The sequence below is a fragment of the Halolamina salina genome (genome assembly GCF_054653455.1).
Map to the genome: position 1 here is coordinate 761,535 of NZ_BAAIGE010000002.1, position 19,281 is coordinate 780,815.

Here is a 19,281-nt window from a genome sequence, read left to right on the forward strand (position 1 = left end):
ATGCGAGAATCCCCGGAACGATTATGAGTATTAAGCCGTTTTTTACGGCGTAACGAGTGAAGTTTGACAACCGCGCAAACACGCTTCTGGTCGCGCTCGGTTGTCTATTAGGAGCGATTGTGGCGATCGAATTCATCTGGCTTACACTTTCGAACCGCCTCTACTTGATAAACGACGTGTACGTCGTCGGACTCGCGACGACCATCCCGGGCGTCGTCGGACTCGTCGCGGGTGGCGTGTACCTGTCTCGCTCGTCGCTCTCCACCGACCAGCAGTTCCGGGTCCTGAAGTGGTCCGTCGCCGGGGGCGGCGGCTTCCTGCTCGTGAACGCGATGCTGATGCTCACGATGCCGCCTGCCAACCGCCTGATCGCGGTCGGATGGGCGCGATGGTCGCTCAGCATCGGCGCCGGTGGCGGCTTCCTGATCGGCTACTACGAGGCCCGGGCGGTGCAGCGTGCCGTGCGAGCCGAGCGCGCGTCCATCCAGGCGAGGGAGTCCGAGGAGCGACGGGAGATGCTCGACGACCTGAACTCGCTGCTCCGACACGAGGTGTTGAACACCGCCGCCGTCATCAGCGGCTACGCCGACCTGCTCAAGCAGCGCGCCGACGAGGACGACCCCGCCTACGAGTATCTCGACATCATCGAGCGGCAGGCGACCGAACTCACCGGGACGACCAAGGACGTACGCCTGCTGCTGCAGTCGCTCGAGGAGGGGACCGATCTCTCCCCCGTCGATCTCACCGACCTGCTCGAGGAGGAGCTCGACAAGCTGGAGGACCGATACGGCTACGTCGAGACCGAGGCGGAGCTTCCCGATCAGGTGTACGTCCGCGCGGACGAACTCCTCAAGCGGGTGTTCTCGAACCTACTCAACAACGCGGTCGAACACAACCAGAGCGGCCACCCCCACGTGACAGTCTCGGTGTCGCCGGCGCCGGACACCGTCGACGTGCGCGTCGCGGACGACGGGACGGGCATCCCCGAGGCCGAGCGCGACGTGCTGTTCGAGCCGGTGACGGGGAAGACGGACCACGGTATCGGCCTCACGATCGTGGCTCGACTGGTCGACCGATACGGGGGGAACGTCGAACTCACCGAAACCGGCCCCGGCGGCACCGTGTTCACCGTGACGCTGCCGAGAGCGGAGACGGAACCGGGGACCGACTCCCCCCAGCGAGAGTCGCCACCGACCGCATCGTCGCCCCCGCAGTAGCCCCGCAGACGCGCCGCGGCGCCGTCGATTCCGGCGAGTGCCGTCAGACCTCCCGCGTATCCTCGTTCTCGGCGGGACTGCTCCCCTCCCCCTCGACCGTCTCGTCGACGGTCCGCTCCAGCGTCGCGTCGGTCTCCACCCGCACGACGCCCGCGAGCGAGCAGAGCTCGTCGACGCCCGCTTCGGGCAGGCGAACGAGCCAGCAGTCGAACCCGAGTTCCTCGACCACTTCGCCGCCGGCGTCCGCGACGGTCTCGCGGAGCCTCGACGGTGCGGCGTCGTCGCTGAGTTCGACGACCAGCGCCGCCGTCGCCTCGCCGGGGTCGTCCCGCATCCGCCGAACCGGGTGTGAGAGGTACACGGTCGACCGTGGCGGTGCGGTCGGGCAAAAACGTTCGGCCGAGGCCGGAACGTTCAAGCCGGCGACAGCCTCAGTCGGGGTGTGACTGAGAGTACCACGAGCAGGGGGCGGCCGCCGTGACCATCTCGATCGCGGCCCGCGATCCCGAGTCCGAACAGGTCGGCGTCGCCGTCGCGTCGGCGTTCCCCGCGGTCGGGGCGGTCTGCCCGTGGGTGAGCGCCGACGGCGCCGTCGTCACCCAGTCGTGGGACGCCGGCGCCGACTACGGCGAGGCCCTGCTCGGCCTGCTCGATCGCGGGATCGCCCTCCCCACCGCCGCGGAGGCGTTCGTCGCCGGCCGGGCGGGGTCGAAAGGACTCCAGCTCCACGGGATCGACGCCGAGGGGCGGACGTACGCCCACACCGGCGAGAAGTGTGTCGAGCACGCCGACCACTACGTCGGCGAGGAGTACACCGTCGGCGGGGATCTACTCGCGAGCCCCGAGGTGATCGACGCCGTCGCCGCCGGGTTCGAGCGCGCGACCGGACGGTTCACCGACCGCCTCCTGACGGCGCTCGAGGCCAGCGAGTCCGCCGGCGGCGACAAGCGCGGCGACAACCTCAGCGCCGCAGTGCTGGTGTACGGCGACCCGCACAAGCTCTACCACAACCTCAGGGTCGACACGCCCGGCCAGCCGATCTCGGACCTGCGCGAGGCCTACGAGTCCGCGCTGGAGACCGAACGCGGGATGGACGACGAGGAGATGCAGAAGTTCTGGGGCGACACCGTCCCCGAGACGATCCGCGAGTACCCGATCCGCTACTGACTACAGCACCAGCGACTCCCGCAGCGCCTCGCTCCCCTGCTCCTCGTGGATCCGCCGCTGTCGCTGGCTCCCGCTTTCACGATCGAGGAGCGCCGTCAGCGCGTCGTTGCCGATCCGGTCGCAGGTGCGCTCGATCGCCTCGCTGAGCCCGATCGTCGACTCGCCGTCGCGGTCGACGAACGTCGCGTCGTGGCCGTGCCGCATGGCCCGCCACTTGTTCTCGTCGAGCAGTTCCCGGCGCAGCCCCGCGCCGAGGGAGTCGCGCTTCCCGTCCTCGTAGCGCTCCGCGAGGTCGATCACCATCGCGTGGATCCCCTCGACGAACGCGTCGACGACCGCGGGGTCGACCTGCCCGTCCGGCGTCCGGATCTCGACGGTGCCGTGGCCGGTGTGGGGGCGCACGTCGAACCAGAGCTCGCCGCGGTCCTCGACGGCGCCCTGCTCGACCATCCGTCGCTCGTAGCGCTCGAACGCCGCGTAATCCTCGAACGCGGTCGGCATCCCCGTGTTGGGGAGGTTCTCGAACACCTTCGCCCGCGCCGAGGCCAGCCCCGTGTCGAACCCGTTCCAGAACGGGGAGTTGGCCGACAGCGCCAGCAGCGGCGGCATCTCCCACCGAAGCTCGTTCGCGATCCAGACCGCCTTGTCCGGGTCGTCGACGCCGACGTGGACGTGCAACCCCGCGGTCGTGTTGCGGTGCTGTGGGTACTGGATTCGTTCGAGTTGGGAGCGGTACCGCGGCTTCTCGGCGTGATCGAGTTCGCGCCAACGCGCCTCGGGGTGAAGCCCCGCTGCGGCGATTTGATAGCCGTGGGTCTCGGCGTGTTCGACCAGCGCCTCCCGCACTGCGAGCAGGTGGTCCTCGGCCGCCCCAACGTCCTCGATCAGCGGGGTCTGGGTTTCGATGGTGAACTTGAACAGTTCGTGGTCCAGTTTCCCCGCGAGCGGCGCCGGCGGCTCGTCGTCGCCGTACACCAGTTCGTCGACGCCCGAGACGGGAAACCCCTCGCTGTCGACGACGTAGAACTCCTCCTCGACGCCGAGGGTTCCCATCCGGTCGAAGCTCTCGCGGGAGCCCAGTTCCTCCATTTGCTCCATAGTGAGGGTCCCCAACTAAATAGGGTGCCGGCTCCGGAACGCGGCGAGTGCTACCGCTTCCGGGCGACGATCCCGAGGTGATCGTCGTGGTAGCGGTCCAGCCGCGCCGTTTCGAGCAGTTCGTACTCCTCCCGCAGCGTCCCCCGGACGTCCTCGAACACCTCATCCGGCTCCGCGACCACGTCCTCGCTGCGGGCCTTGATCGCCGCAAGCAGCAGGCCGTCGTCGGCGAGGAACGCCGCGTTGCGGTTCGCGACCTCGGCCTGCCCGCGGGTCGCCACGTCTTGGACGATGCAGTCCAGCCCGGACTCCACGACGCCGGCGTACTCCTTCGGTTTCCGTGCGTCGGCGAGCAGCGGGAACAGGTTCGGCCGGCTCTCCACCACGTCCACCAGATCCCGGACCGGGCGCGGCGCGAACTCCACCGCGTACGTCGGTCCCGCGAAGTCGGCGACGTGGCTGACGGTCGTCCCGGAGGCGGCGCCGAGGTACAGCACCGACTCGCCGCCCGAGAGGCGGGTGTCCATCCCGAGTTCGAGCATCGCGCCGAGCTTCGACCGCCCGGCGTCCCACACCCGCCGGCCGTCGACGGTCGGCTCGCCGTACACCGGTTCGCCCTCGGTCGTCAAGCGGTCCTCGCCGGCGACAGGACGCCGCTCGACCCCGGCGGGAAGCTCACTCATCGTCCACCTCTTCGTCGTCCGCCGCACGCGCGCGGATCGTCTCCATTCGATCGCGCAGGTCCTCGTGAACGCTCTCGCGGCGGTCGCCGCTGTAGTAGTCGATCCGCGCGGCGATCGAGAGCTTCCCCGCGAGGGCGCGGGCCGCCGAGCCGCGGTCATCGGGCCGCGTACCGCGGACGAACTCGTGGGTGAAGATGACGCCGTGCTTGGGCGAGGGCGCGTGCCCGCGGAGGTGGGCGAACAGCGCGTCCTCGGCGCCGAGCACCTGCACGGTGCCGGAGGGTTTCTTCGCCAGCGACTCCAGCCCGCCGGCCAGCGAGATCAGCCGCGCGGCGAGCACGGGACCGGCCATCTCGGCGAGGTTCGGCGCCACCTCGGGCGCGCGGCGCTCGAGGAAGGTTCGCAGTTCGTCACGTTCCTCCCGCAGGTCGACCACGCGTTCGGCCAGCGAGATCGCCCGCTCCTCGGTGGCGTCCGCGGGGTCGCGCTGGGCGACGACGGCCGCGAAGTCGAGTCCCGTGGCGTCTTCCTCCACGTCGAGCAGCGCGCCGGCCCACTCCTCCAGCCGTTCGGCGAGCTCGTTCGCGGTGCGCTCGGCGTCGTCCATCGCCCGCAGCGCGTGGATCAACTGCTGGTCGTCCGCGCGCTCTGCCGCGCGTGCGGCCTCGCGGGCGGCCTCGACGGTCGCTTCGTGGAGCCGGTCGTAGTACTCGTCCTCGTCGGCGGCGAACCCGGCGTCGACGGCCAGCGCGGGCCAGTCGCGAGGCTCGTCGGCCTCGCTCTCGTGGATCGCCGCCGCCGCGGCCTCGGGGTCGCCGGGGTCGACGCCGGCGAACCATCCTGCACTCGAGGATCTCAGATCGTTCATACTCCCCTAATGAATGCGGGCCCGTATATGTATTCTCGAACTGGGAGAGTAGCTGAGCCCGTCCGTCACGAGAACTGCTGCTCCAGAACCTGCATCGCCATGTCTGGATCGAACAGCCCGGAGCCGAAAAATATCGAGAGCGGTAGCTCGTGTCCGTCGTCGGCGTACTCTTCACGCCACTGTTCGGCTAACTGCCTGAAGTCTGCTGCGCGTACAAGTCGAATATCACGGCCAACCTGCATCTCGAGCTGTTCAGCGTGGGCCTCGGCGTTCTTACTGAACTCCGGGGCGATGATAAGGAACCACTCTACTTGATGCTGTTCAGCCTTCGTGTCGATGTAGCTCTTGATCTTGCTGCGTGCGGTGCTGCCCAGTTTGAACTCCCGGGCTCGACGCTTGTTGTCCCACAGTAGCCACTTGCCGTCCTGTTCGATCTCCCCGTCGGCGACGACTCCGCTCGCTTGCTGGCCAAGGAGATTCGTTCCATCGAGGTTGAACACTTCGCTGAAAATCTCGGCCGTCGCGTCCTCGAAGAGCACATCTAGCTTGTCACCCGGATTGTCCGCGTCGACGAGGTCCTGTAGCTGTGGGGGTATCTTTTGTACTGTCCCGTCGGCGATATCCTCGTACGCACTCAGATACAGTTCGACGGCCGGATCGTCGTCCCCGACCGACTTCTGAGACTGCTCGAAGTAGTCGATGATCGCCGAGATCATCTCGTCAGTTTTCTGTTTGTGAGCGTTGAGCCCGTATCGATCAACGATTTCCTTGAGTTCGTCTTTCGTGAGCGCGTACCTGAGCAGTTCGCTCGGGAATACGCCGCCCTCCACGATACTCTCGCGGCGTCTGTCGTTTCGTCCCCCCGTCTTCGATTCGATTCCGTACCGATCACGGACGTCAACGAGCAGTGACTGCCTGTCGAACGGTTTGAGGGTCTCTAGCATCCGGAGATAGTTCTCCTCGGACATCTCGTAGTAGAGCCAGTCCCGGACGTAGTCGATATACTCTTCGGGAATACCGACGAGCTCGTTCATCTTGTCGGTGTTCACCTCGTAAACGATCGCCTGTTCCTGAAGTGACCAGAGCCCCTTCTCGATCGTGTCGAGGGCGTGTTCGGGGCTGTCGGAACGCCGGACTTTCGGGAACCGGTCGATAGCTGAGAGGCGCTTGAAGAGATCCAGCCAGGTGTAGTACTCGTGTTTCCGCTCCCGGGAGCGGTTGTGCAGCTCGAAATAGCTGTACACCATGTGAAGCTCCGAATCATCGACGTCGTTCTTGTAGTCGACAGCAGCCTCGGCGAGGTGGAGCAGGTCGTCGGAATCAGGGAAATCGTCCTCCGAATACGTGTTCAGTATATCGAGTTGCCACGTCTGGACGTTCTCGAGAAGCCCGTCCTTGGGCATACTGTAGTCGGGCTGTTGAATCAGTTGGCGGAGGATTCCGTAACGAATGACAAGTGCCTGATAGGGAGAGTCGTTGAGAGCGTTCAACCGCGGCGGAGTGAAGTCGTTCAGCTCCGTTTCGAGCCGTTCTTCGTCGGCGAGTGCGGGAACGTAGGTTTCGAGATATTTCTCACGATCACTGAAGCCGTCATGTTTGAACGATTCAGGGTCGAAAGAGTCGGTCTTCGTTTTCGTTTCGTCCTTTATGAACCGTTTCCGCTCGTGACTGTTCCAGTCCTGATCGACGAGCTCCCGCAATTCCATATTGACATCAATTAGCAAGGTATCAACTTCAAGATACCCCCGTCTGTCTTTTAGAACTCTCCCCAGAGCGTATTTATCCCCGCCGCACCCTCCTCCCCTCCATGAACCCGTTCCAGTCGATGCTGCTGGTGACCACGCTGGCAGGGCTGGCCACTGGCCTCGGTGCGGTCCCGACGCTGTTCGGCGCCCGCGTGAGCCACCGCACGTACGACGCCGCGCTCGGGCTGGCGGGCGGCATCATGGTCGCGGCGTCGGTGTTCGGCCTCATCATCCCCGGCAGCGAGCAGGGCGCGCTCTCGGCGGTGATGATCGGCGTGTTCCTCGGCGGCTTCGGCCTGCTCGCGGGGAACCGCGTGATCCCGCACCTCCACACGGAGTACCACCGCCGGCGCGGCCACGGTGTGGGCGAGATCGACGAGGGGGACGAGATCGACGGCGAGACAGACGGGAGCGACGGCGAGAGCGACGACGGACTGCTCGACGACCGACTCCGCCGTGCCGTGCTGGTCGGCGGCGCGATCACGCTCCACAACGCGCCGGAGGGGTTGGCGATGGGGATCGCCTACGCCTCGGGGCTGGAGGAGGTCGCGCTCGTGCTCGCGGTCGTGATCGCGCTCCAGAACGTCCCGGACGGCTTCGCGTTCGCGATCCCGGTCGCCCAGTCGGGCGTCTCGACGCCGAAGGTGTTCCTCTACACCACGCTCTCGGGCACCGTCCCGCAGGTGGTCGGCTCGGTGTTCGGCTTCGCGCTCGTGGGGATCGCACAGGGGATCTTCCCGGTCGCCGCCGGCTTCGCCGCGGGCGCGATGCTCGCGGTCGTCCTCCGGGAGATGGTCCCCTCCAGCCACGGCCACGGCTACGCCGACGCCGCGACGGCGGCGTTCCTCGTCGGCTTCGTGCTGCTCGTCGTCGTCGACGCCGCGGTCGCGGCCTGATCTCAGCGCCCCATCGTGTGGAACTCCGCGTTGGGCCGCATGTCCGCGAACATCGCCATCCGGTTGCTGAGGTTGAAGAAGGCGGTCACGGCGGCGATGTCCCACATCGCCTCGGGGCTGTACCCCACCTCCGCGAGGCGTTCGAGGTCGGCCTCAGTCACGCGGTCGGGATGCTCGGTCAGCTTCACTGCCACGTCGAGCATCGCCATCCGCTTCTCGCTCACGTCGGCCTGTCGGTAGTTCGCGACCAGCTGGTCGGCGAGCTCGGGGTCGCCCGAGTAGATGCGGGTCAGCGCGCCGTGGGCGACGTTGCAGTAGTAGCAGTGGTTCCGTCCGGAGACCGCGACGACGATCATCTCCACCTCCTCGCGGTCGAGCGCGGTGTCGTCCACGAGCGCGTCGTGGTACTCGAAGAACGCGCGGAAGTGGCTCGGCTTGTAGGCGAACGCCGAGAACACGTTCGGCGTGAAGCCGGCCTCCTCGGTCTCCTCGCTGATGCGGTCCTGCAGATCCTCGGGAAGCTCCTCGAACTCGGGCACCTCGAAGCGGGTCATCGCGTCGTCGTCGAGTGTTGGGTCGGCCATCGCCGGCCGTTGGGCTGGCGGCCACTTCAAGACGACCGCTCTTTTCCCCTCGGGCCTCGGAACCCGGAACGATGACGCTCGCGCCCGACACCGAGGACCGGATTGCCCGCCACTGGGCCGAGCGACTGGACTGTTCGCCCGAGGCGTTCTCGGCGGCGGGCGTCACGGTCGTCGACACGGCCACCGAGGGGACGATCCGCCTGTTCCGTCGCGGCGATGCGCTGGTCGTGGCCGCTCCCGGTGAGTTCCACGACGCGCTCGCCGACGCCGCCGACGAACTCCACGCCGCCGACCTCCCCGCGACCGAGGCCGTGTCGTGTGCGCTGGGGGGCACCGGGATCGACAGCGTCCACGGCCCGTACTTCCTCGGCTACGTCGACGAGGCCTCGTTCTCGCCCGTCGAGTCGACGGCCCGGCTGCTCGTCGGCGCCGACGAGGCGGCGTTCGAGCGGCTCCGGGAGCGCGTCCCCGACGAGGACTGGGCCCGCGCATCGCCCGTGTTCCGGCCCGGGCAGACCGCGGGGCTGTTCGCGGACGGCGACCTCGTGGCGGTCGCGACGCTGACCCACCTCCCGTTCCCGGACGTTGGCGTCGTCGTCGACCCCGAGCACCGCGGGCGCGGCTACGGACGCGCGGTCGTCTCCATGATCACGAGAACCGCCTTCGACGTGGACCGGGACGGCATCGTTCGCTACCGGACCCGCGACTCGCTGCCGGCGTCAGTCGCGCTCGCCGAGTCGCTGGGGTACGAGCGCTGGGCGACCAGCGCGGTGCTCGCCACCGATCAGACGCCCTGAGCCGCCAGCGCGCCCGCGGCGGCGAGTGCGAAGGTTCCGAGCAGGAACAGTCCCCAGTTCGCGAGCGTGTTGTCCGCGCGGGTGACGGAGAGACTGAACGTCCGCCCCCACGGCCAGAACAGGTTCACGCCCGCGGGCGTGAGTACGTCGCCGAGCAGGTGGGCGCCGACGCTGACGAAGCCGACGAAGAAGCCGAACAGCGAGAGCTGGAGGCGGCGGACCGTCCCCACGCCGTCGGCCAGCAGCGCGCCCGCGCCGCCGAACGCCCCGCCGACGAGTCCGGCGAACAGCAGCGAGTGGGTCGGCCCGCGGTGGGGGACGCCGGGGATCCGGTGGTCCACGTCGGGCAGCATCGCCAGCCAGAGCATCGCGCCGCCGGTCGCGAGCGCCGCCAGCGGCAGCCCGACCGCGACGAGCAGGTAGCCGATCGGGGCGAACACCAGCATCGACACCCCGAGGTGGCCGGTCCGGTACACACGAACCGCTGGTCGCCCCATCGGCCTAAAGCACTCGGCTGCGGGTCAGTTGCCGGATTCGTCTACCCCGTCGTCGCCGTACTCGACGGTCTCGCCGTCGGCGAACGTGACGCTCGCGATCTCGCGGCGCTCCCCGTCGACGTAGCAGTACACGCCGTCGCCCTCGTCCTCGGTCCGTCGGTGGGAGCCGTCACAGAACGGGTGGTCGTCGCTGAGCCCGCAGCGACAGACCGCGATGTCGCCCTTCTCGGGGTCGATGTCCTCCTCGTCGAGATATTCGGGGGAGTGTTCCTCCCGAGTCACGTGGCGGGTCACGGCCGTCGATGGGTCGCCCGGGCCGATAGCTCTTGGGCGCGGCGACAGACTGCGGCCGACGGCGGCGGCGCTGCCCGAACGCGTCGGGAATTAAGTGCGGTTCGGCCGTGGGCGGGCGTATGGGTACTGTCCAGTACGACTTCGCAGACGAGACGGCCGTCGTCACCGGAGGAAGCTCCGGCATCGGGCGCGCGATCGCACTGGAGTTCGCCGACGCCAGCGCGACCGTGATTAACGCCGACATCGACCCCGAGCCGAAGGACCGTGACGCCGAGAAGCCGACCCACGAGCGGATCGAGGCCGACGGTGGCACCGCCGAGTTCGTCGAGACCGACGTCTCCGACCCCGAGGACATCCGGGTCGCCGTCGAGGCCGCCCGCGAGTACGGCGGCGTCGACGTGATGGTGAACAACGCCGGCCTCTACATCGGCGGGCCGATGCGGGAGGTCACCGAAGACGAGTTCGACCGCATTCACGCGGTCAACGCCAAGGGGGTGTTCTTCGGCACCCAGATCGCCGCCAACGACATGATCGACCGCGGCGTCGCGGGCAGCATCGTCAACACCGCTTCGATCAGTTCGAACGTCGCGCAGTTCGGGCAGGTGCAGTACGACTCCACTAAGGGGGCGATCCGGATGATCACCCGCGGGTCGGCGCTCGAACTCGCGGAACACGACATCCGCGTCAACGCCGTCGCGCCCGGGCAGATCGCGACGGAGTTCCTCGAGGGCTGGACCGAGGAGGCACAGGAGGGCGCCGAGGAAGGGGAGTTCCTCAAGCCGGTCCCGCTGGGCCGGGCGGGGTTCCCGACCGACGTGGCGCCCGCGGCGGTGTTCCTCGCGAGCGACGCCGCGGGCTACGTGACGGGCGAACTGCTCCACGTCGACGGCGGCTGGCAGATCATCTGATCGGTGCGGTAGTCGGCGGACTTTAAGCCCCACACGCCGGAACGCGGAGTATGGCGAACCCGGCACGGCGTGTTGGGCTCTACCTCCTCGGGACGGTCGCGGTGATCCTTGTCTACGCCGTCCTCTACCAGTTCGGGATGGCGCGGCTGGAGGGGGTGGAGATGCGGTTCATCGAGGCGCTGCACGTCGTCGTCGAGACGTTCACCACCGTCGGCTACGGCGAGCAGGCCGAGCAGTGGAACTCCACGCCGATGCTGGCGCTGTCGATCGCGATGCAGTTCACCGGCGTCGCGCTGATTTTCCTCACGGTGCCGGCGTTCGTGCTGCCGCTGTTCGCGGAGGCGCTGGCGTCGGGACCGCCTCGGGCGTACGACGGCGACGGCCACGTCGTGATCTGCGCGTTCTCGCCGACGGTCGACACGCTGATCACCGAACTCGGCGCCCGCGGCCAGCCGTACGTCGTGGTCGAGCCAGACGACGACGCCGTCGAGTCGCTACAGGCCGACGGCGTCGAGGTGGTACACGGCGACCCCGAGGAGGCCGAGACGCTCGACGCGGTCGCCGCCGCCGACGCCAGCGCGGTGGTGGTGGCCGGCGACGACGAGACGAACGCCAGCGTGATCCTCGCCGCCCAGCACGTCGCCCCGGAGACGCGGGTGCTGAGCCTCGTCGAGGACGAGAGCCACGCGGACTACCACCGCTACGCCGGCGCCGACGAGGTGATCCACCCTCGCGACGTGCTCGGGGAGTCGCTGGCGGGGAAGGCGTCGGCCGCGGTCTCCTCGGAGCTGAGCGGCGCGGTCGAGATCGCCGACGAGTTCGAGGTCGGCGAACTGCTGGTCCAGCGTGGCTCGCCGCTCGCGGGGAGGACGATCGGCGACTGCGGGATCGAGGAGCTGACGGGGACCAACATCATCGGCGCGTGGTTCCGCGGGGAGTTCGTCTCGGCACCCGACCCGGATCAGGTGATCGACGAACACACGGTGTTGCTTGTCGCCGGGCCGGAGGAGGGAGTCGAGACGATGAAACGGCGCAGCATCGCGGAGGACCGCTCGGGGCGGTCCGGCATCACCATCGCGGGCTACGGCGTCGTCGGCTCGGCGGTCGCCGAAGCGATCACCGCCGCGGGCGTCCCGGTCACCATCGTCGACGTGGAGGACAAGCCCGGCGTGGACGTGGTCGGCGACGTGACCGACCCGGCGACCTTGGAGGACGCCGAGGTGGACAACGCCGAGGCGCTGGTGCTCGCGCTGGCCGACGACACGAGCGCGCTGTTCGCGGCGCTGGTCGCCAAGCAGGTCGCGCCGGAGACGAGCGTGATCGCCCGAGCCAACGAGGCGGACTCGCCGCCGAAGCTCTACCGCGCCGGCGCCGAGTACGTGCTCTCGCTGCCCACCGTCAGCGGCCGGATGCTCGCGTCGAAACTGCTGGACGAGGAGGTGATCACGCCCGAGACGCAGGTCGAGGTCGTCCGGCGGGAGGCGCCCGCACTCGTGGGACACACCCTCGAAGACGCGGACGTGCGTGCCCGCACCGGCTGCACCGTCATCGCGATCGAGCGCGACGGCCGGACGATCACGTCGATCGACCCGGGGACGCGGATCGAGGAGGGGGACACGCTGGTCGTGGCCGGCGACGACGCCGCCGTCGACGCGTTCGCCGAACTCGCGGCGTAGCTACGCCGGGCGGCCGGGGCGTTCGGGGCTGAGCGCGACCACCCAGACGCCGAACAGCGCCGCGCCGACGAACTCCGGCACCGCGATCCCGGGACTCCCCACCCACAACAGCCAGACCGGCCACGCCACGGGCGCGAGCACGCCCACGGCCAGCGCGAGCTTCCCGCTGTCGAGGCGGAAGCGGGCGACGCCGTCGACGACCGCGGTCAGCGCGGCGAGCGCGAAAAACGAGACCGCGAACGGGAAGTGCAGCGGCCGGCCGGCGGGAGCGAGGCCGACGCCGGCCATCGCGATCAGCGCGAGCAGGTACGACCCCGCGCGGAGGCGGCCCAGCGGATCGGCCGCGGCGCTCCACAGCGCCCACGCGTACGGCGCGCCGACGAGGCCGCCGACGATCAGCGAGCCGTTGAACAGCCACGCGGTCCCGGGCGTCACGCCGAGATCAGAGAGCGCCCCGGTCGTCCAAGAGAACGTCGGCGAGAGGGCGGTTGCGAGGAGTATTCCTCCGATCGAGACGACGACCGCGACCGGTCCCGTGAGGCGGGCGATCCCCCGCTGTGGGGTGGTAGCGTCCAGCGAGAGCTGAGCGGACACGGCTCGGCTCAGGGGCGCCCGTCAGTTAGCCCTTCGGTCCGGGCGTCCGGAGTGAGTGGATTGATGTACGAGCCACCGCTCCCCCCGAACGTGACTCAGCGCTCGCCGACGCTGTTCGCCTACGGGAGCCGACTCCGTCCGGTCCGCGAGGGCCGGTTCGGCGACGCCGCGAGCGCGCTCGCGTGGCTCCTCGGCGCCGCCGCGACGGTCGCCCACCCGGCGGGGCTGCTCGTCGCCGCCCTCCTCCTCGCGGTCGTGGCCACGTCGATCGAGCGCGCCGTCGCGAGCGCCGCGAGCTTCGGCATCGTCGTCGTCGCCGCGGGCGCGGTCTGGATGGCGGTGACCGGATCGCTCCCGCCGACACCGGGGCTGCCCCCCGCCGCGGTCGTCGCGCTCGCGCTGGTGGGGGCGCCGACCGCGGCCGCGATCGTCCGGGCGCTCGGCTGACTGCCGCCGCGAACGCGTCAGACCGCTGTCCGGATCGGGGGAACGCTCCACAAAGTATTTTGACCGTACCGGGTGAGTACCGATCAACGATGGAGAGTCAAACGGTCGAGCGAGTGACCGAGTGGGACTCGGAGCCGTTCACGGACGGCCACGCCGGGCTCCGGGAGCTCGCCGAACGGGAGTTCACGGGCGCGGTTACCGACGGCGTGGCGTGGCTGTTCATGCTCAACGGCCGCGTACTCGGCGTGTTCGACGGCGACATGGACAGGTTCGCCGACGCCGACGGCACGGCCTACGTCGCTCCCGACCGTTCGCTCCCACTGCTGTTCGCGATGCAGGAGACCGGCGGGGAGGTCCGCGGCGAGTACTACACCGAGGAGACGCCGATCTCGGAGGTCGACGACACGCTGCAGGCGGGCGGCTTCACCGGCTACGTCGAGCTCTCGGAGAACGTGCTCTCGGGGGATTACTACCTCGTCTACTACGGCGGCCGCCGGCTGCCCGTCGCGTTCATCGGGAACCAGCGCCGCCGCATCTCCGGCGACGAGGCGTTCGAGCGCGCCGACGACGAGGTCGGCATCTACCGGGTCAGAACCGTCGACCTCGACATCGTCGACGTGCCCGAGCCAGACACGTTCTCCGACGCCGCGGCCGGCGCCGCCGCGAGCACCGACGACTCTGTGGCCGACGACGAGCCGGCGTCGAGCGACGGGAGCGCCGCGAACGGCGGGCGTACCGCGGCTCCGGCGGCCGACACCGGCAATGCGACCGAACCGGCCGACACAGCCGACGCGGGAGAGGCGGCCGAGGTGGAGGACGAGGGCGGCGTCGACGACGCGGACGGCGGTGACGACACGGACGGGACGGCCGACCAGTCCCGGCCCGCAGCGGCCGGGGCCGACGACGAGTCGTCGGTTTCGCGGACCCCGCGGGAGCGATCGTCGAGCGAGGGGACGGCCGACAGCGCGAGCGAGGACGCCGAGCCGGCCGCGTCGGCGCGAACCGACCGCTCCGCGGGCGAAGCCGCCGAGGCGGCGATGGCCGGCGGCGAGGAGTCCACGGCCGAGGAGTCGACCGAGGGGTCCGAAGCCGGGTCCTCGGGCGAGCGATCGTCGGCCGGGGCGTCCTCGGAGGCCCGCGAGCGGTTCGAGGCCGAGTCCGAGTGGCGGGAGGGGGCGACCATTCCGGCGCTCGACCCCGAGAACTCGGTGTCGCGGGAGTCCGACGACGGCGGGACGCCGGCCACGGCGACGACCGACACACAGTCGAGGGCGACAACCAACTCACAGCCGAGGACGACGGCATCGACCGAGGAGATCGAGGCGCTGCGCGAGGAGCGCGATCGGCTCCGCGAGCAGGTCGAGGAGCTGGAGGCCGAAACCGAACGTCTGGAGTCGGAGAACGAACGGCTCTCCGGCGAGCGTGACCGAATCGAACGCGAGCGCGACGAGGCGGCGGCGACCGCCGAGGAGCTGGAGGCGGAGCTCGAGGAGCTCAGAACGACGGTCGATCGGCTGGAGACCGAACTCGACGCCGCCGAGTCCGAACTCGAAGCGGCCCGGGAGTACGTCCCCGACGGGGACCACGAGATCACCCCCGAGGAGGCGATGGCGGGTACGAACCTGTTCGTCCGCTACGAACGCAAGGGCGGGCCGACGCTCGAGGACGCCCACTCCGGCGACGCCGGCCGCGAGGCGGTCAACGACAACATCCGGCTCGAACACCACACCGAGTTCGACGACGACGGTGCCGTCGTCGACGGCCGGCCGTTCGAGGAGTGGCTCCACGACACTATCGAGTACGGGTTCGTGGAGTGGCTGATCCGGACGTTCGTCCACGACGTACGTGAGACACGCAACCAGACCTCGATGGGGACGCTGTACGACGCCATCCCGGACATCGACCGGATCGAACTCCGCGGCGGCGTGACCCTCGGCGAGGAAGCCGAGGAGGAGAGCGTCTCCTTCGACGTGGTGCTGCGCGACCGGATGGGCCAGCCGCTGGTCGTGACCGACCTCAACGACTCCCGGGAGCCTGCCACCGAGCCGATGCTCGAGTCGCTGATCCGGAACGCCACGCCCGTCGCCGAGAGCAACGAGAAGCTGTCGGCGGCGTTTTTCGTCACGTCGAGCTACTACGAGCCGGGAGCGCTCGAGACCGCCGAGGAGGCCACCGGCGGCGGGCTGCTGAAGCGCAGCAAGAACAAGAGCTTCGTCAAGCTCTCACGCAAGGAGGGGTACCACCTCTGTCTCGTGGAGACCCGCGAGGGCGAGTTCCACGTCAGCGTCCCGGAGCTGTAGACCGGCGTTTCAGAACTGCAGAAAGGCGTCAGTTCTCGGCTTCCGGCGCCGACTCGATCCGCATGTCACGCAGCTTCTCGACGGTGTCGTCCAGCTTCTCGTCGAGGTCCTCGACGAACTCGGCGGTGTGGTCGGTCGTGATCGCACCCTGGCTCGACGGCTCGATGAGGTTCTCCTCCTCCAGCACGCGCAGCGAGTAGCGTACCTTGTGGTGGGGGTAGCCGGTCTCGTTCGACATCTTCACGATGCCGATCGGCTCGTTCTCGATGACCATCCGGAGGACCTGGAGGTGCCGCTCCAGCATATCCACTTCTTTCTCAAGTCGATCTATCATGCTGTATGTTAACTTCTCTTGCGAGAGGTTAAAGCTTCCCCTCGACCGCCGGGGGGATCTGGGTGTTATAGCTACACACGGGGCGAAGTTAACCGTTCCGACCGCGGGTATCGCGGCCGGCCGGGGCGGATAGCGGCATCGAAATCGGTTTAGCCGGGGCTACTGAACCGCCGCACATGACCGTCACAATCGTCGGGGCGCAACTCGGCGACGAAGGCAAGGGCGCCCTCGTCGACCGCTGGGGCGAGGAAGCCGACACAGTCGTGCGGTACCAGGGCGGCGACAACGCGGGCCACACCGTCGTCGAGGACGGCGAGGAGTACAAGCTCTCGCTCGTCCCGAGCGGCTGTGTCCGCGGGAAGACCGGCGTGCTCGGCAACGGCTGCGTCGTCAACCCCCGGACGCTGTTCGACGAGATCGAGAGCCTCCGGGAGCAGGGACTCGACCCCGACGTGCGCGTGGCCAAGCGCGCCCACGTCATCATGCCGTACCACCGCGTGTTCGACGAGATGGAGGAGGCCGACAAGGAGGACACCGACATGAAGGTCGGCACCACCGGGCGCGGGATCGGCCCGACGTACGAGGACAAGGCCGGCCGGCGCGGCGTCCGGATCGGCGACCTCCTCGACGTCGACGTGCTCCGGAACCGGCTGGAGTACACCGTCCCCCAGAAGCGCGCGATCGCGGAGGACGTGTTCGGCATCGACACCGGCGTCGAGTTCGACGTGGACGAGTTGGTCGCGGAGTTCGCCAACTACGGCCAGCGCCTCCGCGAGAACGACATGCTCGTCGAGGCTGGCGACTTCCTCTACGAACAGCATCAGTCCGGCGGCAACCTCCTGTTCGAGGGCGCACAGGGGACGAGCATCGACATCGACCACGGGAACTACCCCAACGTCACCTCCTCGAACCCGACCGCCGGCGGCGCCGCCGTCGGCTCCGGCGTCGGTCCGGGTATCGTCGGCTCGGGAGAGATCGTCGGTATCGTGAAGGCGTACCTCTCCCGCGTCGGCGAGGGGCCGCTCCCGACGGAGATGGAGGCCGACGAGGAAGCGCTCGCCGACGAGATCCGCGAGAAGGGCGGCGAGTTCGGCACCGTCACCGGCCGGCCGCGACGGATCGGCTGGCTCGACGTGCCGATGCTGCGCCACGCCGCCCGCCGCTCGTCGTTCACCGGGCTGGCCGTGAACCACGTCGACGTGCTCGCCGGGCTGGACGAGCTGAAGGTCTGTCACAGCTACGAACTCGACGGCGAGACGCGGACCACGGTGCCCGCGACGACCGAGGAGTGGGCGCGGTGTGAGCCGAACTTCCGCGAGTTCGAGACGTGGAGCGAGCAGGACTGGAGCGCCGTCGCCGCCGAGGGGTACGAGGCGCTGCCCGCGGCCTGCCGAGAGTACCTCGAGTACCTCGAAGGCGAACTCGACGCCCCGGTCTACGCCGTCGGCGTCGGTCCCGACCGGGACCAGACCGTCGAGCGGCAGACCCCCTGGTAGGGCGGCGAGCGCTACCCCGGATGCGGACCGTATTTAGGGGAGAGGCCGAACCGTCCGGGTAGACAGTCGATGACCGAAGCGCCGAACCCGGAGACCCCGCCGGAGGGGATGGCGGGCGAGCCCGGAACCGAGTCGGTCGAACAGTCGGGGGATATCGAGTACGGCGTCGACGAGCGGCCGCCCGCGGGCGAGTCGGCGCTGCTCGGCCTCCAGCACTACCTCACGATGGTGGGCGCGAACATCGCCGTCCCCCTCGCGCTCGCGACCGCGATGGGGATGCCCGCCGAGGTCCAGCCGCTGTACGTCGGCACCTTCTTCGTCGTCTCAGGCGTCGGGACGCTGCTCCAGACCGTCGTCGGGAACCGCTACCCGATCGTGCAGGGGGCGACGTTCTCGATGCTCGCGCCCGCGCTGGCGATCATCGGCTTCGTCGGCACGGGCAACTGGGAGCAGGCGATCCTCGCGCTCCAAGGGGCGATCATCGTCGGCGGGATCGTCGAGGCGCTCCTCGGCTACCTCGGCGTGATGGGCTGGCTGAAACAGTACCTCTCGCCGGTGGTGATCGCGCCGACGATCGCGCTGATCGGCCTCTCGCTGTTCAGCGCGCCGCAGGTCGTCGCCGCCGATCAGGCGTGGTGGCTGCTCGGGCTGACGGTGCTCCTGATCGTCGGCTTCAGCCAGTACGTCGACGACGCCCACCGCGCGTTCCGGCTCTACCCCGTGCTGCTGGGGATCGCCGTCGCGTGGGTGCTCGCGGCCGCGCTCTCGGTGCTCGGGATCGTCCCCGCGGACTCCCCGGCGTTCGTCGACTTCTCGGTCGTCGCGAACGCGAGTCTGATCCAAGTGCCGACGCCGCTGCAGTGGGGAATGCCGACGTTCCGGACCTCGTTCGTGATCGGGATGTTCGCGGGCGTGCTGGCCTCGATGATCGAGTCCTTCGGCGACTACCACGCCGTCGCGCGGCTGGCGGGCGAGCGCGCGCCCTCCGCGCGGCGGATCGACCACGGGATCGGGGTCGAGGGGATCGCGACCGTCTTCGCCGGGATCATGGGCACCGGGAACGGCTCGACCTCCTACTCCGAGAACATCGGCGCCATCGGGCTGACCGGCGTCGCCTCCCGGTTCGTGATTCAGGTCGGCGCGGTGCTGATGCTGATCGCGGGGTTCGTCGGCTACGTCGGCGCGCTGATCACCACCATCCCCGACCCGATCGTCGGCGGCCTCTACGTCGCGATGTTCGGCCAGATCGTTGCGGTCGGGCTCTCGAACCTGAAACACGTCGACCTCGACTCCTCGCGCAACGCGTTCGTCGTCGGCATCTCGCTGTTCGTCGGGCTCGCGCTCCCGGCGTACATGGGCAACGTCGGCAGCGCCGCCGCCTTCGCGGAGGGCGTGGCGGCGACGCCGGTCGTCGGCCCGCTGCTCACCGCGCCGATCCTCCCCGACGCGACGCTGCAGATCGTCGCCGACACGGTGTACGTCGTCGGCGGCACGGGGATGGCCGTCGGCGGGCTGGTCGCGTTCGTGCTCGACAACACGATCGACGGCTCCCGCGCCGAACGCGGCCTCGACGAGTGGGACGCGCTCACCGAGGAGTCCGGGGCGTTCCGGTCGGCGTACGAGCGCTACGTGAAGTAGCCCCGCGGAACCCGCAGCCTTTTGCCCCGCCCGGTCCGACAG

20 protein-coding genes are annotated in these 19,281 nt (G+C 69.1%); 10 read left to right on the forward strand and 10 right to left on the reverse strand.

The features are described 5' to 3' along the window. The first annotated feature begins 56 nt into the window (after nucleotides 1–56). Nucleotides 57–1,217, forward strand: coding sequence for an ATP-binding protein (locus tag ACYQZ5_RS04615; protein WP_379730894.1), 1,161 nt, complete (start codon nucleotides 57–59; stop codon nucleotides 1,215–1,217). A 43-nt stretch (nucleotides 1,218–1,260) separates the two neighbouring features. Here ACYQZ5_RS04615 and ACYQZ5_RS04620 read toward each other — a convergent pair whose 3' ends face one another. Then, nucleotides 1,261–1,578, reverse strand: a complete 318-nt coding sequence (locus tag ACYQZ5_RS04620) for a hypothetical protein (RefSeq protein ID WP_379730895.1) — start codon at nucleotides 1,576–1,578, stop codon at nucleotides 1,261–1,263. Nucleotides 1,579–1,694: 116 nt separating this feature from the next. Here ACYQZ5_RS04620 and ACYQZ5_RS04625 point away from each other — a divergent pair, with 116 nt between their 5' ends. After that, nucleotides 1,695–2,384: a DUF1028 domain-containing protein gene (locus ACYQZ5_RS04625; protein ID WP_379818346.1), complete on the forward strand. Its 690-nt coding sequence runs from the start codon at nucleotides 1,695–1,697 to the stop codon at nucleotides 2,382–2,384. On the opposite strand, the gene ACYQZ5_RS04630 is transcribed toward ACYQZ5_RS04625, so the two are convergent. From ACYQZ5_RS04630 to ACYQZ5_RS04645, 4 genes are all read right to left on the reverse strand, one after another. Next, a complete protein-coding gene (locus tag ACYQZ5_RS04630; protein WP_379732404.1) occupies nucleotides 2,385–3,473 on the reverse strand; it encodes a glutamate--cysteine ligase in 1,089 nt (362 codons plus the stop codon). A 59-nt stretch (nucleotides 3,474–3,532) separates the two neighbouring features. After that, complete coding sequence (locus ACYQZ5_RS04635; protein WP_379732405.1) at nucleotides 3,533–4,165, reverse strand: fibrillarin-like rRNA/tRNA 2'-O-methyltransferase; 633 nt, start codon at nucleotides 4,163–4,165, stop codon at nucleotides 3,533–3,535. After that, complete coding sequence (locus ACYQZ5_RS04640; protein WP_379818347.1) at nucleotides 4,158–5,033, reverse strand: NOP5/NOP56 family protein; 876 nt, start codon at nucleotides 5,031–5,033, stop codon at nucleotides 4,158–4,160. Before ACYQZ5_RS04640 ends, ACYQZ5_RS04635 begins: the two co-directional genes overlap by 8 nt. Nucleotides 5,034–5,098: 65 nt before the next feature. After that, nucleotides 5,099–6,739 (reverse strand): restriction endonuclease FokI C-terminal domain-containing protein, encoded by a 1,641-nt coding sequence (locus tag ACYQZ5_RS04645; RefSeq protein ID WP_379732132.1) that lies wholly within the window; start codon nucleotides 6,737–6,739, stop codon nucleotides 5,099–5,101. 101 nt (nucleotides 6,740–6,840) lie between these two features. On the opposite strand from ACYQZ5_RS04645, the gene ACYQZ5_RS04650 reads away from it, so the two are divergent. Then, nucleotides 6,841–7,674: a ZIP family metal transporter gene (locus tag ACYQZ5_RS04650; RefSeq protein WP_379732131.1), complete on the forward strand. Its 834-nt coding sequence runs from the start codon at nucleotides 6,841–6,843 to the stop codon at nucleotides 7,672–7,674. 2 nt (nucleotides 7,675–7,676) lie between these two features. On the opposite strand, the gene ACYQZ5_RS04655 is transcribed toward ACYQZ5_RS04650, so the two are convergent. Beyond that, on the reverse strand, nucleotides 7,677–8,258 hold the full coding sequence (locus ACYQZ5_RS04655) for a peroxidase-related enzyme (RefSeq protein ID WP_379732130.1): 582 nt from the start codon (nucleotides 8,256–8,258) through the stop codon (nucleotides 7,677–7,679). 71 nt (nucleotides 8,259–8,329) lie between these two features. Between ACYQZ5_RS04655 and ACYQZ5_RS04660 the strand changes: the two genes are divergently transcribed. Further along, a complete protein-coding gene (locus ACYQZ5_RS04660) occupies nucleotides 8,330–9,055 on the forward strand; it encodes a GNAT family N-acetyltransferase (protein ID WP_379818349.1) in 726 nt (241 codons plus the stop codon). Here ACYQZ5_RS04660 and ACYQZ5_RS04665 read toward each other — a convergent pair. Both ACYQZ5_RS04665 and ACYQZ5_RS04670 read right to left on the reverse strand, forming a co-directional pair. Further along, nucleotides 9,043–9,531, reverse strand: coding sequence for a metal-dependent hydrolase (locus ACYQZ5_RS04665; protein ID WP_379818350.1), 489 nt, complete (start codon nucleotides 9,529–9,531; stop codon nucleotides 9,043–9,045). The genes ACYQZ5_RS04660 and ACYQZ5_RS04665 overlap by 13 nt on opposite strands. 45 nt (nucleotides 9,532–9,576) lie before the next feature. Continuing rightward, the gene (locus tag ACYQZ5_RS04670; protein ID WP_379732180.1) at nucleotides 9,577–9,846 is read right to left on the reverse strand and encodes a CDGSH iron-sulfur domain-containing protein; all 270 of its coding nucleotides are present in this window, start codon (nucleotides 9,844–9,846) and stop codon (nucleotides 9,577–9,579) included. Nucleotides 9,847–9,965: 119 nt separating this feature from the next. Here ACYQZ5_RS04670 and ACYQZ5_RS04675 point away from each other — a divergent pair, with 119 nt between their 5' ends. Both ACYQZ5_RS04675 and ACYQZ5_RS04680 read left to right on the forward strand, forming a co-directional pair. Further along, complete coding sequence (locus ACYQZ5_RS04675) at nucleotides 9,966–10,754, forward strand: SDR family NAD(P)-dependent oxidoreductase (protein ID WP_379732181.1); 789 nt, start codon at nucleotides 9,966–9,968, stop codon at nucleotides 10,752–10,754. Between the two features lie 50 nt (nucleotides 10,755–10,804). Continuing rightward, nucleotides 10,805–12,430 (forward strand): potassium channel family protein, encoded by a 1,626-nt coding sequence (locus ACYQZ5_RS04680; RefSeq protein ID WP_459845319.1) that lies wholly within the window; start codon nucleotides 10,805–10,807, stop codon nucleotides 12,428–12,430. Here the strand turns inward: ACYQZ5_RS04680 and ACYQZ5_RS04685 are convergent, their stop codons facing one another. After that, on the reverse strand, nucleotides 12,431–13,024 hold the full coding sequence (locus ACYQZ5_RS04685; protein WP_379818352.1) for a DUF998 domain-containing protein: 594 nt from the start codon (nucleotides 13,022–13,024) through the stop codon (nucleotides 12,431–12,433). A gap of 63 nt (nucleotides 13,025–13,087) precedes the next feature. Here ACYQZ5_RS04685 and ACYQZ5_RS04690 point away from each other — a divergent pair, with 63 nt between their 5' ends. Then, nucleotides 13,088–13,471 carry a hypothetical protein gene (locus ACYQZ5_RS04690; RefSeq protein WP_459845321.1) on the forward strand — a complete coding sequence of 128 codons (384 nt, stop codon included), beginning with the start codon at nucleotides 13,088–13,090 and terminating at the stop codon, nucleotides 13,469–13,471. An 89-nt stretch (nucleotides 13,472–13,560) separates the two neighbouring features. Continuing rightward, complete coding sequence (locus ACYQZ5_RS04695) at nucleotides 13,561–15,771, forward strand: DUF7527 domain-containing protein (protein ID WP_459845324.1); 2,211 nt, start codon at nucleotides 13,561–13,563, stop codon at nucleotides 15,769–15,771. 28 nt (nucleotides 15,772–15,799) lie between these two features. Here the strand turns inward: ACYQZ5_RS04695 and ACYQZ5_RS04700 are convergent, their stop codons facing one another. Next, on the reverse strand, nucleotides 15,800–16,105 hold the full coding sequence (locus ACYQZ5_RS04700) for a hypothetical protein (RefSeq protein ID WP_053948506.1): 306 nt from the start codon (nucleotides 16,103–16,105) through the stop codon (nucleotides 15,800–15,802). A gap of 176 nt (nucleotides 16,106–16,281) precedes the next feature. On the opposite strand from ACYQZ5_RS04700, the gene ACYQZ5_RS04705 reads away from it, so the two are divergent. Next, nucleotides 16,282–17,601 (forward strand): adenylosuccinate synthase, encoded by a 1,320-nt coding sequence (locus ACYQZ5_RS04705; protein ID WP_379730843.1) that lies wholly within the window; start codon nucleotides 16,282–16,284, stop codon nucleotides 17,599–17,601. A 108-nt stretch (nucleotides 17,602–17,709) separates the two neighbouring features. After that, a complete protein-coding gene (locus tag ACYQZ5_RS04710) occupies nucleotides 17,710–19,239 on the forward strand; it encodes a uracil-xanthine permease family protein (RefSeq protein ID WP_379730844.1) in 1,530 nt (509 codons plus the stop codon). The last annotated feature ends 42 nt before the right edge of the window (nucleotides 19,240–19,281 follow it).

Excerpts from the sequence above, each read along its gene's own strand:
- ACYQZ5_RS04675 (WP_379732181.1), top strand. The coding sequence starts at position 9,966 with ATGGGTACTGTCCAGTACGACTTCGCAGACGAGACGGCCGTCGTCACC.
- ACYQZ5_RS04710 (WP_379730844.1), top strand. The coding sequence starts at position 17,710 with ATGGCGGGCGAGCCCGGAACCGAGTCGGTCGAACAGTCGGGGGATATC.
- ACYQZ5_RS04690 (WP_459845321.1), top strand. The coding sequence starts at position 13,088 with ATGTACGAGCCACCGCTCCCCCCGAACGTGACTCAGCGCTCGCCGACG.
- ACYQZ5_RS04680 (WP_459845319.1), top strand. The coding sequence starts at position 10,805 with ATGGCGAACCCGGCACGGCGTGTTGGGCTCTACCTCCTCGGGACGGTC.
- ACYQZ5_RS04645 (WP_379732132.1), bottom strand. The coding sequence starts at position 6,739 with ATGGAATTGCGGGAGCTCGTCGATCAGGACTGGAACAGTCACGAGCGG.
- ACYQZ5_RS04700 (WP_053948506.1), bottom strand. The coding sequence starts at position 16,105 with ATGATAGATCGACTTGAGAAAGAAGTGGATATGCTGGAGCGGCACCTC.
- ACYQZ5_RS04705 (WP_379730843.1), top strand. The coding sequence starts at position 16,282 with ATGACCGTCACAATCGTCGGGGCGCAACTCGGCGACGAAGGCAAGGGC.
- ACYQZ5_RS04655 (WP_379732130.1), bottom strand. The coding sequence starts at position 8,258 with ATGGCCGACCCAACACTCGACGACGACGCGATGACCCGCTTCGAGGTG.
- ACYQZ5_RS04635 (WP_379732405.1), bottom strand. The coding sequence starts at position 4,165 with ATGAGTGAGCTTCCCGCCGGGGTCGAGCGGCGTCCTGTCGCCGGCGAG.
- ACYQZ5_RS04695 (WP_459845324.1), top strand. The coding sequence starts at position 13,561 with ATGGAGAGTCAAACGGTCGAGCGAGTGACCGAGTGGGACTCGGAGCCG.
- ACYQZ5_RS04660 (WP_379818349.1), top strand. The coding sequence starts at position 8,330 with ATGACGCTCGCGCCCGACACCGAGGACCGGATTGCCCGCCACTGGGCC.
- ACYQZ5_RS04640 (WP_379818347.1), bottom strand. The coding sequence starts at position 5,033 with ATGAACGATCTGAGATCCTCGAGTGCAGGATGGTTCGCCGGCGTCGAC.
- ACYQZ5_RS04650 (WP_379732131.1), top strand. The coding sequence starts at position 6,841 with ATGAACCCGTTCCAGTCGATGCTGCTGGTGACCACGCTGGCAGGGCTG.
- ACYQZ5_RS04630 (WP_379732404.1), bottom strand. The coding sequence starts at position 3,473 with ATGGAGGAACTGGGCTCCCGCGAGAGCTTCGACCGGATGGGAACCCTC.